The sequence below is a fragment of the Rhodococcus sp. IEGM 1305 genome, assembly GCF_030058635.1.
Taxonomy (GTDB): Bacteria; Actinomycetota; Actinomycetes; order Mycobacteriales; family Mycobacteriaceae; genus Rhodococcus_F; species Rhodococcus_F opacus_D.
In genome coordinates this window covers 119,987-134,672 of the sequence record NZ_JASHKX010000005.1, presented here as the reverse complement: position 1 = coordinate 134,672, position 14,686 = coordinate 119,987, and the positions used below count along the sequence as shown (strand labels likewise).

Annotated in this window: 12 protein-coding genes; 11 read left to right on the top strand and 1 reads right to left on the bottom strand. The window is 68.0% G+C overall.

What is annotated here, in order from left to right:
- Window positions 1–39 precede the first annotated feature (39 nt).
- The 11 genes from nuoE to QM693_RS11765 all read left to right on the top strand — a co-directional run bounded on the left by nuoE (window position 40) and on the right by QM693_RS11765 (window position 13,980).
- Window positions 40–999 carry an NADH-quinone oxidoreductase subunit NuoE gene (nuoE, locus tag QM693_RS11815; protein WP_418342157.1) on the top strand — a complete coding sequence of 320 codons (960 nt, stop codon included), beginning with the start codon at window positions 40–42 and terminating at the stop codon, window positions 997–999.
- A 1-nt stretch (window position 1,000) separates the two neighbouring features.
- Window positions 1,001–2,299 (top strand): NADH-quinone oxidoreductase subunit NuoF, encoded by a 1,299-nt coding sequence (gene nuoF / locus QM693_RS11810; protein WP_283352417.1) that lies wholly within the window; start codon window positions 1,001–1,003, stop codon window positions 2,297–2,299.
- Window positions 2,300–2,375: 76 nt separating this feature from the next.
- Window positions 2,376–4,853: an NADH-quinone oxidoreductase subunit G gene (locus tag QM693_RS11805; protein WP_283352416.1), complete on the top strand. Its 2,478-nt coding sequence runs from the start codon at window positions 2,376–2,378 to the stop codon at window positions 4,851–4,853.
- Window positions 4,850–6,202 (top strand): NADH-quinone oxidoreductase subunit NuoH, encoded by a 1,353-nt coding sequence (gene nuoH, locus QM693_RS11800; protein ID WP_164061113.1) that lies wholly within the window; start codon window positions 4,850–4,852, stop codon window positions 6,200–6,202. Before QM693_RS11805 ends, nuoH begins: the two co-directional genes overlap by 4 nt.
- Complete coding sequence (gene nuoI / locus QM693_RS11795) at window positions 6,195–6,761, top strand: NADH-quinone oxidoreductase subunit NuoI (protein WP_283352415.1); 567 nt, start codon at window positions 6,195–6,197, stop codon at window positions 6,759–6,761. Before nuoH ends, nuoI begins: the two co-directional genes overlap by 8 nt.
- 31 nt (window positions 6,762–6,792) lie before the next feature.
- Complete coding sequence (locus tag QM693_RS11790; RefSeq protein ID WP_198602243.1) at window positions 6,793–7,602, top strand: NADH-quinone oxidoreductase subunit J; 810 nt, start codon at window positions 6,793–6,795, stop codon at window positions 7,600–7,602.
- Window positions 7,599–7,898 (top strand): NADH-quinone oxidoreductase subunit NuoK, encoded by a 300-nt coding sequence (nuoK, locus tag QM693_RS11785; RefSeq protein WP_005239116.1) that lies wholly within the window; start codon window positions 7,599–7,601, stop codon window positions 7,896–7,898. The genes QM693_RS11790 and nuoK overlap by 4 nt, the downstream gene beginning before the upstream one ends.
- Window positions 7,899–7,970: 72 nt before the next feature.
- On the top strand, window positions 7,971–9,893 hold the full coding sequence (nuoL, locus tag QM693_RS11780; RefSeq protein ID WP_283352414.1) for an NADH-quinone oxidoreductase subunit L: 1,923 nt from the start codon (window positions 7,971–7,973) through the stop codon (window positions 9,891–9,893).
- Entirely contained in the window at window positions 9,890–11,461 is a 1,572-nt protein-coding gene (locus QM693_RS11775) for an NADH-quinone oxidoreductase subunit M (RefSeq protein WP_280781591.1), read from the top strand. Before nuoL ends, QM693_RS11775 begins: the two co-directional genes overlap by 4 nt.
- Window positions 11,458–13,080, top strand: coding sequence for an NADH-quinone oxidoreductase subunit NuoN (nuoN, locus tag QM693_RS11770; RefSeq protein WP_283331320.1), 1,623 nt, complete (start codon window positions 11,458–11,460; stop codon window positions 13,078–13,080). The genes QM693_RS11775 and nuoN overlap by 4 nt, the downstream gene beginning before the upstream one ends.
- Window positions 13,081–13,245: 165 nt before the next feature.
- The gene (locus QM693_RS11765; protein WP_280781593.1) at window positions 13,246–13,980 is read left to right on the top strand and encodes a DUF1906 domain-containing protein; all 735 of its coding nucleotides are present in this window, start codon (window positions 13,246–13,248) and stop codon (window positions 13,978–13,980) included.
- A 3-nt stretch (window positions 13,981–13,983) separates the two neighbouring features.
- Here QM693_RS11765 and QM693_RS11760 read toward each other — a convergent pair whose 3' ends face one another.
- Window positions 13,984–14,487, bottom strand: a complete 504-nt coding sequence (locus QM693_RS11760; protein WP_283331319.1) for a nuclear transport factor 2 family protein — start codon at window positions 14,485–14,487, stop codon at window positions 13,984–13,986.
- Window positions 14,488–14,686: the final 199 nt, after the last annotated feature.

Below are 14,686 nucleotides of genomic sequence, written 5' to 3'. Positions count from 1 at the left end.
GCCGTGTGGTCTGGATCGAGGAGCGAGGGAGCGCAGCGAGTGAGTATCGAGGGAAGAGCGCACGACCAAGCCCAGGGACCCGCGAGCGTAGCGAGCCGAAGCGCACAAGTCTTCATCGAGTTCGGACCCCGGCCGGAGGAGAACGGGCTGTTGGTGCGGCCGGGTGCGCGTGAGGAGTATCCGCCGGAGGTCGGTGCGCGGCTGGACGCCGATGCCGACGTCGTCATCGGGCGTTACCCGAATTCGCGGTCCGCGCTGCTGCCGCTGCTGCATCTGGTGCAGGCGGAGGACGGGTGCATCACACCGGCGGGGATCGAGTTCTGTGCCGGCCGGCTCGGGTTGACCGGCGCGGAGGTGGCTGCGGTGGCGACCTTCTATTCGATGTACCGGCGCGACCCGACGGGCGACTACTACGTCGGAGTGTGCACCAACACGTTGTGCGCGATCATGGGCGGCGACGCGATCCTCGCCGCGCTGGAGGAGCATCTCGACCTGCCGCACGGTGGCACGTCCGAGGACGGCAAGGTGACGCTGGAGCACATCGAGTGCAATGCGGCGTGCGATTACGCCCCGGTGGTGATGGTCAACTGGGAGTTCTTCGACAATCAGACCCCGGAGTCGGCTCGATCACTCGTCGATTCCCTGCGTTCGGGGGAGCGGGTGTCGCCGAGCCGCGGTGCGGCGCTGTGCACGTTCCGGGAGACGGCCCGCATTCTCGCCGGGTTCCCCGACGAGCGTCCCGGCGCGTCGGCAGAGGGCGGCACCGCGGGCGACGCCACACTGGCCGGCCTGCGTGTGGCGCACGAACGGGGCATGACGGCGCCGGATCCGGCGGAGACGTCGCTGATCCCGGAGCCGTCGTCGCGGAACACCGAGCCGGTGGCGGCGGAATCGGCGAAGGACCAGCCGGCGCCTGCCCCGTCCGCGACGGTGCCTGCGGAGCGGTCCACCTCGGAGACGGATCCGGCGGCCACCGACCCGGGTCGAAAGGGAGACTGACATGCCGCTGACCCCTGTCCTGAGCCGCTACTGGGACGAGCCCGAGTCGTGGACCCTCGACACGTACCGTCGCCACGACGGGTACGAGGGCCTGCAGAAGGCGCTGCGCATGGACCCGGACGAGGTCATCTCGACCGTCAAGGAGGCCGGACTGCGGGGTCGTGGTGGTGCCGGGTTCCCGACCGGGATGAAATGGTCGTTCATCCCGCAGGGCGACGACAAGCCGCACTACCTCGTGGTCAACGCCGACGAGTCGGAACCCGGCACCTGCAAGGACATGCCGCTCATGCTGGCGACGCCGCACGCGCTCGTCGAGGGCGTCATCATCGCGGCGTACGCGATCCGCGCAGGGCATGCCTTCATCTATGTGCGCGGTGAGGTGGTGCCGGTGCTGCGCCGGCTGCAGGCCGCGGTTGCGGAGGCGTATGCGGCGGGCTACCTCGGCACGAACATTCTGGGCAGCGGTTTCGACCTCGAACTGGTCGTGCACGCGGGTGCGGGGGCGTACATCTGCGGGGAGGAGACGGCGCTGCTCGATTCGCTGGAGGGTCGCCGCGGTCAGCCTCGGTTGCGTCCGCCGTTTCCTGCGGTGGCCGGTCTCTACGCGTCACCGACCGTCGTCAACAACGTCGAGTCGATTGCGAGCGTCCCGCCGATCATCGTGAACGGCATCGAGTGGTTCCGGTCGATGGGCAGCGAGAAGTCGCCCGGCTTCACCCTGTATTCCCTGTCCGGGCACGTGGCGAAGCCCGGACAGTACGAGGCCCCGCTCGGAATCACCCTGCGGGAGTTGCTCGAGTACGCGGGTGGAGTCCGCGCCGGGCACCGGTTGAAGTTCTGGACTCCGGGCGGTTCCTCGACACCGATCTTCACCGACGAGCACCTCGACGTCGCCCTCGACTACGAGGGTGTGGGGGCCGCCGGGTCGATGTTGGGCACCAAGGCTTTGCAGATCTTCGACGAGACCACGTGCGTGGTACGTGCCGTGCTGCGCTGGACCGAGTTTTATGCGCACGAGTCTTGTGGCAAGTGCACGCCCTGCCGGGAAGGCACCTATTGGCTGGTGCAGATCCTGGAGCGGCTCGAGCGAGGGGAGGGGACCGACGCCGATCTGGAGAAGCTGCTCGACATCGCCGACAACATTCTCGGCAAGTCGTTCTGCGCTCTCGGTGACGGTGCGGCCAGCCCGATCATGTCTTCCATCAAGTACTTCCGCGACGAGTACCTCGCACACTTCGAGCAGGGCGGCTGCCCGTTCGACCCGCATCAGTCCACGCTCATGGCGGGAGTACATGCATGAAGCCAGCGAGCGTAGCGAGCGATGTTACGGCGCGGAGGCCGCGCGTTCTGGACCGAGGAGCGAGGGAGCGCAGCGAATGAGCGACGAGGGAAGGGCGCGCGTGAAGGGCTCCGCGCCGGCGAGCGTAGCGAGCCATGATACGAGCCCTGACGCAGTGAGCGTTGTCATCGACGGTGTCGAGGTCAGTGTTCCCAAGGGCACGTTAGTGATTCGTGCCGCGGAGATGATCGGCATTCAGATCCCGCGGTTTTGCGACCACCCGCTGCTCGATCCGGTCGGCGCCTGCCGTCAGTGCCTCGTCGACGTGGAGGGGCAGCGTAAGCCGCTCGCTTCCTGCACCACGACCGTCACCGACGGCATGGTCGTCCACACCCAGCTCACGTCGCCCGTCGCCGACAAGGCGCAGAAGGGTGTGATGGAGTTGCTGCTGATCAACCATCCCCTGGACTGCCCGGTGTGCGACAAGGGCGGCGAATGCCCGCTGCAGAATCAGGCGATGTCCAACGGGCGCGCGGAGTCGCGCTTCGGGGAGGTCAAACGCACGTTTCCCAAACCGATTCCGCTGTCCACGGAGGTCCTGCTGGACCGCGAGCGGTGTGTGTTGTGCGCGCGGTGTACCCGGTTCTCGCAGCAGGTCGCCGGCGACCCGTTCATCGAACTCATGGAACGGGGCGCGCTGCAGCAGGTCGGGATCTACGCGAAGGAACCGTTCGAGTCGTACTTCTCCGGCAACACCGTCCAGATCTGCCCGGTGGGTGCGCTGACGGGTTCGGCGTACCGGTTCCGGGCCCGCCCGTTCGACCTGGTCTCCAGCCCCAGCGTCTGCGAGCACTGCGCGAGCGGGTGCGCCCAGCGCACCGATCACCGGCGGGGGAAGGTGCTGCGCCGGTTGGCGGGCGACGATCCCGAGGTCAACGAGGAGTGGAATTGCGACAAGGGGCGGTGGGCGTTCGCCTACGCCACCGAGCGCGACCGGATCACCGCCCCGTTGGTCCGCGGCGACGACGGCACGCTGGCACCCGCCTCCTGGTCCGAGGCCCTGGCCGTCGCGGCGCGGGGATTGGCCGCCGCGCGGGGCAACGCGGGTGTTCTGGTCGGGGGTCGGTCGACATGGGAGGACGCCTACGCCTACGCGAAGTTCGCGCGAACAGCGCTCGGCACCAACGACATCGACTTCCGCAGTCGCGCGCACTCCGGCGAGGAGGCCGAGTTCCTGGCCGCCCGGGTGGCGGGGCAGCGACTCGCGGTCACATACGACGATCTCGACGCCGCTCCGGTCGTCCTTCTCGCCGCGTTCGAGCCGGAGGAGGAATCACCGATCGTCTTCCTCCGCCTGCGCAAGGCCGCGCGGGCGAAGGCCGTTCCGGTCTACTCGATCGCGCCGTACACATCCCGTGGCCTGGAGAAGACGTCCGGCCGGCTGCTCCGGTCCGCGCCGAATGCGGAGGCGGAGGTCCTCGACGGACTCCGCACGGGTGATCTGGACTCCGGTGTCACCGAGCTGCTGCGCAGGCCGGGTGCGGTCATCGTGGTCGGGGAACGACTCGCCGGGGTGCCGGGGGCCCTGTCTGCAGCGGTCCGGCTGGCCGACGAGACCGGGGCCCGGCTGGCCTGGGTGCCGCGACGGGCCGGCGAACGCGGTGCGCTCGAGGCGGGCGCGCTGCCCGGACTGCTCCCGGGTGGCAGACCGGTGGACGATCCGGAGGCGCGGCGCCAGGTCGCGTCGGTGTGGAACGTCGCAGATCTGCCGGAGACGGCAGGCCGGGATACCGCGGGCATCCTCGCCGCGGCCGAGGCGAAGACGCTGGGGGCGCTCCTGATCGGCGGTGTCGAGGCCGACGATCTCCCCGACCCGCAGGCCGCGTTGGCCGCCGTCGAGGCGGCAGGTTTCGTGGTGAGCCTGGAACTGCGGCACAGTGCGATCAGCGAGCGCGCGGACGTGGTGTTCCCCATCGCACCGGTCATGGAGAAGCCGGGCACCTTCCTCGACTGGGAAGGGCGCGCACGCGATTTCGACGCCGCCCTCCGCGCCACCGGGTCGATGCCCGATCAGCGAGTCCTCCACGCGATCGCCGGCGAAATGGGTGTTCCGCTGGGTCTTCCGGACGCCGCGACCGCACGGCGCGAACTGGAGAGGCTCGGCGCCTGGGACGGTGACTTCCCGGATCCGCCCGGCCACCCGCACCCGCCGCGGCGGGAACCCGGGCCGGGGGAGGCGGTGCTCGCCACCTGGCGGATGCTGCTCGACTCGGGACGACTGCAGGACGGGGAACCGCACCTGGCGGGCACTGCCCGGACGCCGGTCGTGCGGGTGTCCGCGGCCTCGGCGGCCGAGTCGGGTGCCGGTGACGGAGATCCGGTCACCGTGACGACGGAACGGGGCGCCGTCACCCTGCCGTTGGTGATCACCGACATGCCGGATCGAGTGGTGTGGCTGCCGCTCAACTCGCCCGGATCCGCTGTCTACCCGCAACTGGCTGCCCGGGCGGGGGACGTCGTGAACGTCCGCCGGGCGGCCGGCACCAACGGGATGGTTCCGGGAGGTCCGCTGTGACGATCGAGGGCGTCTACCCCGACCCGGCGCTGTTCGGGCACGACCCGTGGTGGCTGGTGCTCGGCAAGGCCCTGGCCATCTTCGTGTTCCTCGTCCTCACCCCGCTTCTGACGATCCTGGCCGAACGCAAGGTCATGGCGTGGATGCAGATGCGCGTCGGCCCGAACCGGGTGGGCCCGCGGGGAATGTTGCAGAGTCTCGCCGACGGCATCAAGCTCGCGCTGAAGGAGGGGATCGTCCCGAAGGGTGTGGACAAGCCGATCTACATCCTGGCGCCGGTCATCGCCGCGGTACCTGCGTTCATGGCGTTCGCCGTGATCCCGTTCGGCCCGGCGGTGTCGATCTTCGGGCACTACACGCCACTACAGCTGACGGACCTCCCGGTGGCCGTCCTCTACGTCCTCGCGGCCACGTCGATCGGCGTCTACGGCATCGTCCTCGCCGGCTGGGCGTCCGGCTCCACGTACCCGTTGCTGGGAGGGCTGCGCTCGACGGCGCAGGTGATCTCGTACGAGATCGCGATGGCGTTGTCGTTCGCGGCCGTCTTCCTGGACGCCGGAACGATGTCAACGTCGGGCATCGTCGCCGCCCAGGAACACACCTGGTACGTCTTCCTGCTGCTGCCGTCGTTCCTCATCTACGTCACGTCGATGGTCGGCGAGACCAACCGGGCGCCGTTCGACCTGCCCGAGGCCGAAGGCGAACTGGTCGGCGGGTTCCACACCGAGTACTCCTCGCTGAGCTTCGCGATGTTCATGCTCGCCGAGTACGTGAACATGGTGACGGTTTCGGCGCTCGCCACCACGCTGTTCCTCGGCGGCTGGCACGCCCCGTTTCCGCTGAGCCTGTGGGACGGCGCGAATTCCGGGTGGTGGCCGGTGCTGTGGTTCACGCTGAAGGTCTGGGGCTTCCTGTTCGTGTTCGTCTGGCTGCGCGCCACGCTGCCCAGGCTGCGGTACGACCAATTCATGGGTCTCGGCTGGAAGATCCTCATCCCGATCTCGCTGGTGTGGGTAATGATCGTCGCCACCGTCCGGGCCTTCCGCAACGAGGGGTACGACGCCCGGACGATCGCGCTCGTCGTCGCGGGCCTCGTCGTGGCCCTCGTCGTGGTGGTGCTGTTGTGGAAGCGGCTGCGCCCGGGTCGCGTTCGCGCAGCCGAGAAGCCGGTCGAGCCGCGCGGACGCGCCGAACTGTCCCCGGAGACACTCGAACCGTTCGATCCCATGGCCGGTGGATACCCGGTTCCTCCGATGCCGGGTCAGACGCTGCCTGCGTTCCGGCGCACGCCCGTCTCCGTCGCCGGCGCGCACTCCACCGGATCGACCCAGGAGAACAGCGATGACTAAATTCCTCGGCCCCATAGCGGGTTTCGGCGTGACCTTCTCGACGATGTTCAAGAAATCGAACACCGAGTTCTACCCGGAGGAGAAGGTGCCGACGGCGGCCCGCTACCACGGCAGGCACCAGCTCAACCGTTACGCGGACGGGTTGGAGAAGTGCATCGGGTGCGAACTGTGTGCCTGGGCGTGCCCCGCCGACGCCATCTACGTGGAGGGCGCCGACAACACGGACGAGGAACGCTTCTCGCCCGGCGAGCGGTACGGCCAGGTGTATCAGATCAACTACCTGCGCTGCATCGGGTGCGGGCTGTGCATCGAGGCGTGCCCGACGCGGGCGCTGACCATGACCAACGAGTACGAGATGGCCGACGACAACCGGGCCGGCCTGATCTACGAGAAGGACCGGCTGCTGGCCCCGCTCGAGCCCGGCATGGTCGAGTCGCCGCACCCGATGGCCCCGGGCACCACCGCCGAGGACTATTACCGCGGCACGGTGACCGGGGGAGCGGCGGCTGCGGCTCAGGACGAGTCCGAGATCGAGGACACGGCGGGGGACAGGCCGTGATCGAGGGAGGAGAGCCGACGTGGTGAACACGATGCCGTCCGCGGTCCAACTGGTCGCTGAACCCTTCACCCAGACCTCGACGGGCGAGGGTGTGCAGTTCTGGGTCCTCGCGACCGTGGCGGTGATCGGCGCGCTCGGGGTGGTCAGCGCAACCAAGGCCGTCTACTCGGCGATCTTCCTCGCGACGACCATGATCATCCTGGCCGTGTTCTACATCGCCCAGGGCGCGCTCTTCCTCGGTGTCGTACAGATCGTGGTGTATACCGGCGCGGTCATGATGCTGTTCCTGTTCGTGCTCATGCTCATCGGTGTCGATTCCTCCGAATCCCTCGTCGAGAACCTCCGCGGTCAGCGGGTGGCCGCGATCGCGGCGGGGCTGGGATTCGGACTCCTGCTGATCGGCGGCATCGGCAGTGCGTCCGTCTCCGCGTTCACCGGTCTCGATCAGGCCAACGCGGGAGGCAACGTCGAGGGGCTGGCCGAACTCGTGTTCGTCCGGTACGTGTGGGCTTTCGAACTCACCGGCGCGTTGCTGATCACCGCGACCATCGGTGCGATGGTGCTGGCCCACCGGGAGCGTTTCGAGCGGCGGAAGGACCAGCGCGAGCTGTCCCAGGACCGCGTCCGCGAGGGGGCCCGGGTCACACCGCTGCCCAGTCCGGGTGTGTACGCGCGGCACAACGCGGTCGACATACCGGCGTTGCTGCCCGACGGCACATTCTCCGAGCTGTCCGTCAGCCGGTCGCTCGAACGGCGGCCGAGCCTGCCCGCGCGGGCGCTGGGCACCGCGGACGTCGCGACTCCCGAACCCGGTGCGACAGACGAGGAGGGTCGGCGATGAACCCCGAGAACTATCTCTACCTGTCGGCGCTGCTGTTCACGATCGGTGCGGCCGGGGTGCTGATCCGGCGCAACGCGATCATCGTGTTCATGTGCATCGAACTGATGCTCAACGCCTCGAATCTAGCGTTCGTGACGTTCGCCCGGATGCACGGCAACCTCGACGGTCAGGTCTTCGCGTTCTTCACGATGGTCGTCGCGGCCGCCGAGGTCGTGGTCGGTCTGGCGATCATCATGACCATATTCCGTTCCCGCCGTTCGGCTTCCGTCGACGACGCCAACCTCCTCAAGAACTGACGGGTCCCCGATGACGCACATCCTCGAGAAGGTGACTTTGCCCGACGACGACGCCCCGATCGGCGGTGCGGCATGAGCGGAACGCTCTCGTCGGCCGTGTGGCTGCTGCCGGTTCTGCCCCTACTCGGCGCCGCCGTGCTCCTGCTGGCGGGCCGCCGCAGCGATGCGTGGGGCCATCTCCTCGGCTGCGCGACGGCATTGGTCTCCTTCGCGCTCGGCGTCGTCTTCTTCGTCGACATGCTGGGCAGGGACGCCGCCGAGCGGGTCGTGCACCAGACCCTGTTCAGCTGGGTGCCGGTCGGCGAACTCCAGGTGGATTTCGGTCTCCAACTCGACCAGCTGTCCGTGTGCTTCGTTCTGCTGATCACCGGGGTGGGTTCGCTGATCCACATCTACTCGGTCGGCTACATGGCGCACGATCCGGAGCGCAGGCGATTCTTCGCCTACCTCAACCTGTTCCTCGCGGCGATGCTGCTGCTGGTGCTGGCCGACAACTTCCTGGGCCTGTACGTCGGCTGGGAGGGCGTCGGTCTCGCCTCGTACCTGCTCATCGGGTTCTGGCAGTACAAGCCGTCCGCGGCGGCGGCCGCGAAGAAGGCGTTCGTGATCAACCGCGTCGGCGACATGGGCCTGGTCCTCGCGATCATGATCATGTTCTCGACTTTCGGCTCGATCGAATTCGCCGACGTGTTCACGCGTGCCGACGCCGCGAGGGAGGGGGTGCTCACCGCGATCGGGCTCGCGCTGCTGCTCGCCGCCTGCGGCAAATCGGCGCAGGTCCCGTTGCAGTCCTGGCTCGGTGACGCGATGGAGGGCCCGACACCGGTGTCGGCGCTCATCCACGCCGCGACCATGGTCACGGCGGGTGTGTATCTGATCGTCCGGTCCAACGCGATCTTCGACCTGGCCCCGAATGCCCAGCTCGCCGTGGTGATCGTCGGGGCGGTGACCCTGCTGTTCGGCGCGATCATCGGCTGCGCGAAGGACGACATCAAGAAGGCGCTGGCGGCGTCCACGATGAGCCAGATCGGGTACATGGTGCTGGCCGCCGGTCTGGGACCGGCCGGGTACGCGTTCGCGATCATGCTGCTGCTCACCCACGGCTTCTTCAAAGCCGGCCTGTTCCTCGGCGCCGGCTCGGTGATGCACGGCATGAACGACGAGGTGAACATGCGCCGCTACGGCGGTCTGCGCACCGTCATGCCGATCACGTTCGTCACGTTCGGGCTGGGATACCTGGCCATCATCGGGATTCCGCCGTTCTCTGGCTTCTTCTCCAAGGACAAGATCATCGAAGCGGCGTTCGCCGCCGAGGGCGTCCAGGGCGTCGTCCTCGGAACGGTCACGTTGCTCGGCGCGGGACTCACCGCCTTCTACATGACCAGGGTGATGCTGATGACCTTCTTCGGACAACCGCGGTGGGCTTCCGGGGCGGGCGACGGAAAGGGGGATGTTCCCGTCGCCGACCCACACGAATCGCCAGGGGTGATGACGGTGCCGATGATCCTGCTCGCGGTGGGCTCGGTCGCCGCCGGCGCCCTACTCGCCGTCGGCTCCTCCCTGCAGCACTGGCTGGAACCGGTGGTCGGTGCCCACCACGGCGAGCCCGCCCTGCCCGTGTGGGCGATCACCGCACTCACGCTGGTGGTGGTGCTCGCGGGAGTCGCGGTGGCCTACCGGCAGTACGCCCGGCAGCCGATCCCCGAGGTCGCGCCTGCCGACGTCACCGCGTTCACTGTTGCGGCCCGGAAGGACCTGTACGGCGACGCGTTCAACGAGGCGGCGCTGATGCGTCCCGGGCAGGAACTGACGCGAACACTCGTGACCGTCGACGGCAGCGGCGTCGACGGTGCCGTCAACGGGTTCGCCGCGCTCGTCGGCGGAACGTCGATGCGGGTGCGGCGCCTGCAGACCGGGTTCGTCCGGTCGTACGCGCTGTTCATGTTCGCGGGTGCGGCCCTCCTGGTCGCCACGATGCTGGTGAGGCTGTGGTGAGCGGCTTCCCGTGGCTGACCGCCCTCTGGGTGCTGCCACTCGTCGGCGCCGGTGTGGTCCTGGCTCTGCCCGTCCACAAGCGCGCCCTCGCGAAATCCGTCGCCGTGGGCGTGTCCGTGGTGGTGCTGTGCCTGGCGGTCGTGCTGGCGATCCGGTTCGATCCGACCGGCGAGCAGTACCAGTTCGTGGAATCCCACGCCTGGATCCCGGCGTTCGGCACCCGGTACATCCTGGGCCTGGACGGCATCGCGCTCGTCCTGGTGCTCCTCACCACCGTTCTGGTGCCGCTGCTGTTGCTGGCGGGGTGGAACGACGGTGACACCGCGCCCGACTACGGGCAGCGGCGGATGGCCCACACGTACGTGGCGCTGACGCTGATGGTCGAGGCGATGGTGATCGTGTCGTTCACCGCCCTCGACGTCCTGCTCTTCTACATCTTCTTCGAGGCCATGCTCATCCCGATGTACTTCCTGATCGGAGGATTCGGCGGGGTGGGGAGGTCGTACGCCGCGGTGAAGTTCCTGCTCTACAACCTGTTCGGCGGCCTGATCATGCTCGCCGCGGTCATCGGGGTGTACGTGGTGACGGCGCGTCAGGACGTCTTCGGCGGCGGCACCTTCGACTTCCGGGTGATCGTCGCCGAAGGGCTGGACGCCGACCCCGGCGTGCTGAAGGCACTGTTCCTCGGTTTCATGTTCGCGTTCGCGGTCAAGGCGCCGTTGTGGCCGTTCCACACGTGGCTGCCGGGCGCCGCGGTGGAAGCCACCCCTGCGAGTGCGGTGCTCATGATGGCCGTGGTGGACAAGGTCGGGACGTTCGGCATGCTGCGGTACTGCCTGCAGATGTTCCCGGAGGCGTCCGCATACTTCGCTCCGTTCGTCACGGTGCTGGCGGTAATCGGAATCATCTACGGCGCGGTACTGGCCATCGGTCAGACCGACGTGATGCGACTGATCGCCTACACGTCGATCTCGCACTTCGGGTTCATCATTCTCGGCATCTTCGCCATGACGAGCCAGGGACAGGCCGGTTCGACGCTGTACATGGTCAACCACGGCATCTCGACCGCGGCGCTGTTCCTGATCGCGGGGTTCCTGGTGTCGCGGCGCGGCACCCGCCTCATCGCCGACTACGGCGGCGTGCAGAAGGTCGCGCCGGTGATGGCCGGGACGTTCCTCGTGGCGGGCCTCGCAACGCTGTCGCTGCCGGGGCTGGCACCGTTCATCAGCGAGTTCCTCGTCCTGGTCGGCACGTTCTCGCGCTACCAGATCGCTGCCGTGGTCGCGACTTTCGCGCTCGTCCTCGCCGCGATCTACGTGCTGTGGCTCTATCAGCGGATGATGACCGGGCCGCTGAAGGAGGGCAACGAGACCGTCCGCGATCTCGTGCGCCGTGAGATCGCGGTGGTGGCACCGCTGATCGCACTGCTGCTCGTCCTCGGCGTCTACCCTAAGCCCGTGCTGGACGTCATCACCCCCGCGGTCGGCCACGTCCTCGTCACCGTCGGTCAGCACGATCCTGCACCCACCGTCGCCGGGCAGGACCCAGAGGGAGGCACACACCGATGAGTACCTCCGAACTCGTACTCGCCCAGTCCACGACGCTGCGCGCGCCGGACATCGAATACGGTCAGCTGGCACCCATGTTGATCGTGTTCGGCGTGGCCGTCGCCGGTGTGCTCGTCGAGGCGTTCCTGCCCCGGCGCGGCCGCTACTCGAGCCATCTCGTCCTCGCGCTCGGGGGACTGACCGCCGCGTTCGTGGCCGTCGTCATGCTCGCCGGGACCCGCGACTCCGCAGTCGGGGGCGCGGTGGCCGTCGACGGTCCGACGCTGTTCCTCCAGGGGACGATCCTGCTGATCTCGATACCCGCGATCCTGCTGATCGCCGAGCGGAGCGTCGACAGTGGGGTCCGAGTGGCGACCGCGGAGGTCACGGCCGCGAGCGGAGCCGAGCCGGAAGGCGGAACCGACGCCTTCACCCCGCAGGCGTTCGCCGTCCCCGGCAGTGTCGCCGAACGGGAGGCCACCAAGAACGCCCCGGGGCATACCGAGGTCTTTCCCCTCACCCTGTTCGCGGTCGGCGGGATGCTCCTGTTCCCGGCGTCCAACGACCTCCTCACCATGTTCGTCGCGCTCGAGGTGCTCTCGCTGCCCCTGTATCTGCTGTGCGGGCTGGCGCGGCGTCGCCGTCTCCTGTCGCAGGAGGCGGCCCTCAAATACTTTCTGCTCGGGGCGTTCTCGTCGGCGTTCTTCCTGTTCGGTGTGGCGTTGCTGTACGGCTACGCTGGCACCGTCGAGTTGCCGCGGATCGCGGACGCGCTCGCCCGGGGCACCGACGACAAGACTTTGGCGCTGATCGGTACCGCGCTCCTGTCGGTGGGCCTGCTGTTCAAGATCGGCGCCGTCCCGTTCCACTCGTGGATTCCCGACGTCTATCAGGGTGCGCCGACTCCGATCACCGCCTTCATGGCGGCGGCCACCAAGGTCGCGGCCGTCGGCGCGATGCTGCGCATCTTCTACGTGGCTCTGCCCGACCTGCGCGCAGACTGGCGGCCCGTGATGTGGGGCGTCGCCATCCTCACCATGGTGGTCGGTGCGGTCATGGCCGTCACGCAGAACGACGTCAAGCGGATGCTCGCGTACTCGTCGGTCGCGCACGCCGGCTTCATCCTCACCGGTCTGATCGCGGCCAACCGGGCGGGTCTGTCGTCCACGATGTTCTACCTTCTGGCATACGGATTCAGCACACTCGGCGCGTTCGCCGTCGTCACCCTGGTGCGGGACAGCCGGGGCGAGGCGACGGACCTGTCGCGGTGGGCGGGGCTGGGTCGGCGTTCGCCACTGGTCGGCGGGGTCTTCGCACTGTTCCTGCTCGCATTCGCCGGAATCCCGCTGACGAGTGGGTTCGTCAGCAAGTTCGCGGTCTTCCAGGCCGCCATCGAGGGCGGTGCCGTTCCGCTCGTCCTCGTCGGTGTCGTCAGCAGCGCGATCGCGGCGTTCTTCTACGTCCGCGTCATCGTCCTGATGTTCTTCTCGGAGCCGCAGAGCGACGCCCCGACGATCGTGGTGCCCAGCATGTTCACCGCCGCGGCCATCGCGGTCGGAGTGGTGGTGACGGTGGTGCTCGGAATCCTGCCGCAGGGGGCACTCGATCTGGCCGACCAGGCTGCGGTGTTCTTCCGCTGACGCGTTGCGCCGCCCGGTTCGGCGCGGGTCGCGAGTGTCCGATGTGACGGATGTAGTCCAAGTGGCTGGCGGGACCCGTGTGAGTGTGGTGGAATGCAAACCGGACAACATACCGACTGAGCGAGAGTGAATGTCGGAGACACGCCGGAGCGCGACCGATCGGATATGGGGGCCACAGTGCAGATTTCTCGGAGAGACCTGTTCCGGTACGCGGCAGCGGGATCCGCCGTGGCCGGGATCGCGGCGCTCACGTCCACCACGTCCTCGGTCGCCGTCGCGAAGGCGGACAGTCTCGGCATCCTGATCGACTACGCCGGTGGGGTGCCGTCGGCGGACGCCATCCTCGAGGCCGGTTATGCCGGCGCCATCCGCTACGTGTCCGACCGCCGTCCCGGCGCCGAATGGATGGAAGGCAAGCCGATGCTCGCCGACGAGGCGCAGGCGTTGCTCGACGCCGGACTGTCGGTCGTCTCGTGCTATCAGTTCGGCAAGGGTCCGACGGCCGATTGGCGCGGCGGTCTCGAGGCGGGCAAGCGGCACGCGGAGCGTGGGCTCGAATTGCATCTCGCCGCAGGAGGTTCCGAGGATCGACCCATCTACGCGTCCATCGACGACAATCCCACGCCCGCCGATTTCCTCACCATGATCGCCCCGTACCTCGCCGGGTGGGAGTCAGTGGTCGGCAAGGCGAACACCGGCATCTACGCCAACTCCACGACGCTGGATCTGGCGGTGCTCGCCGGCCTCGGGTCGTGGTACTGGCAGCACGACTGGGGCACACCCGAGGGGTACGTCCACCCGTCGGCGCACCTGCACCAGTACGAGATCGACGCGAGCAACGTCGACGGGATCGGTATCGATCTCAACGACATCCTCAAGCCCGACTACGGCCAGTGGTGACCGCTAGGCCGCCGGTTGCCCGCCCATCCTCGTGAGCCACTCCCGGGCGTCGTCGGGTAGCGTGCCGGCGGCTTCCGCTGCGCGACACCACTTCTTGGCCGCGGCGAGGAAATTCATCGGGTTGTACGCGTCTTCCTCACGCGACCACAGGTTGTCGCCGGCGTAGTGCAGGATCGTGATGTTCGCTGCGGCGTGCTCCGAACCGTCGCCGGGATCCTCCATGGGGTTGTCGATCTCGCAGATGACCCATCCGCGGTCCTCGTCGAGCACGTACCAGTTCGCCGGGAACGCGGTCATCCGGCTACCGGGGAAGGCCGACATGGTGCGCGTGACCCATTTCCGAATGGCCTCGCGTCCGTCGAAGTGTCCGAAGGCGTGCTCGACGTACACGGCGTCCTCCGTGAAGAGGTCGGCGAAGCCGTTCCAGTCTCCGAGTTCGACGCAGCGGCTGACGGTTCGCTGGTAGTGCGCGAAGGCCTCTTCGAGCTCGGCACGACTCCACGGCATGTGTGCATCCCCTTCTCTCGTCCGGCACCCGAGCGCGAGCGCCTCCGGAAATAAGAACACGTTTCAGTTCGTGGGTGGGGCATTTTCCGGTGGATGGGACGGCGTGAAACGCTCCTCGGCGCAACTCCGATTACCTGTTGTCACTCTTTTCACTCTGGAACCCGGAGGTTCTCCCATGGAGCTGCTCGTCAATTTCGTG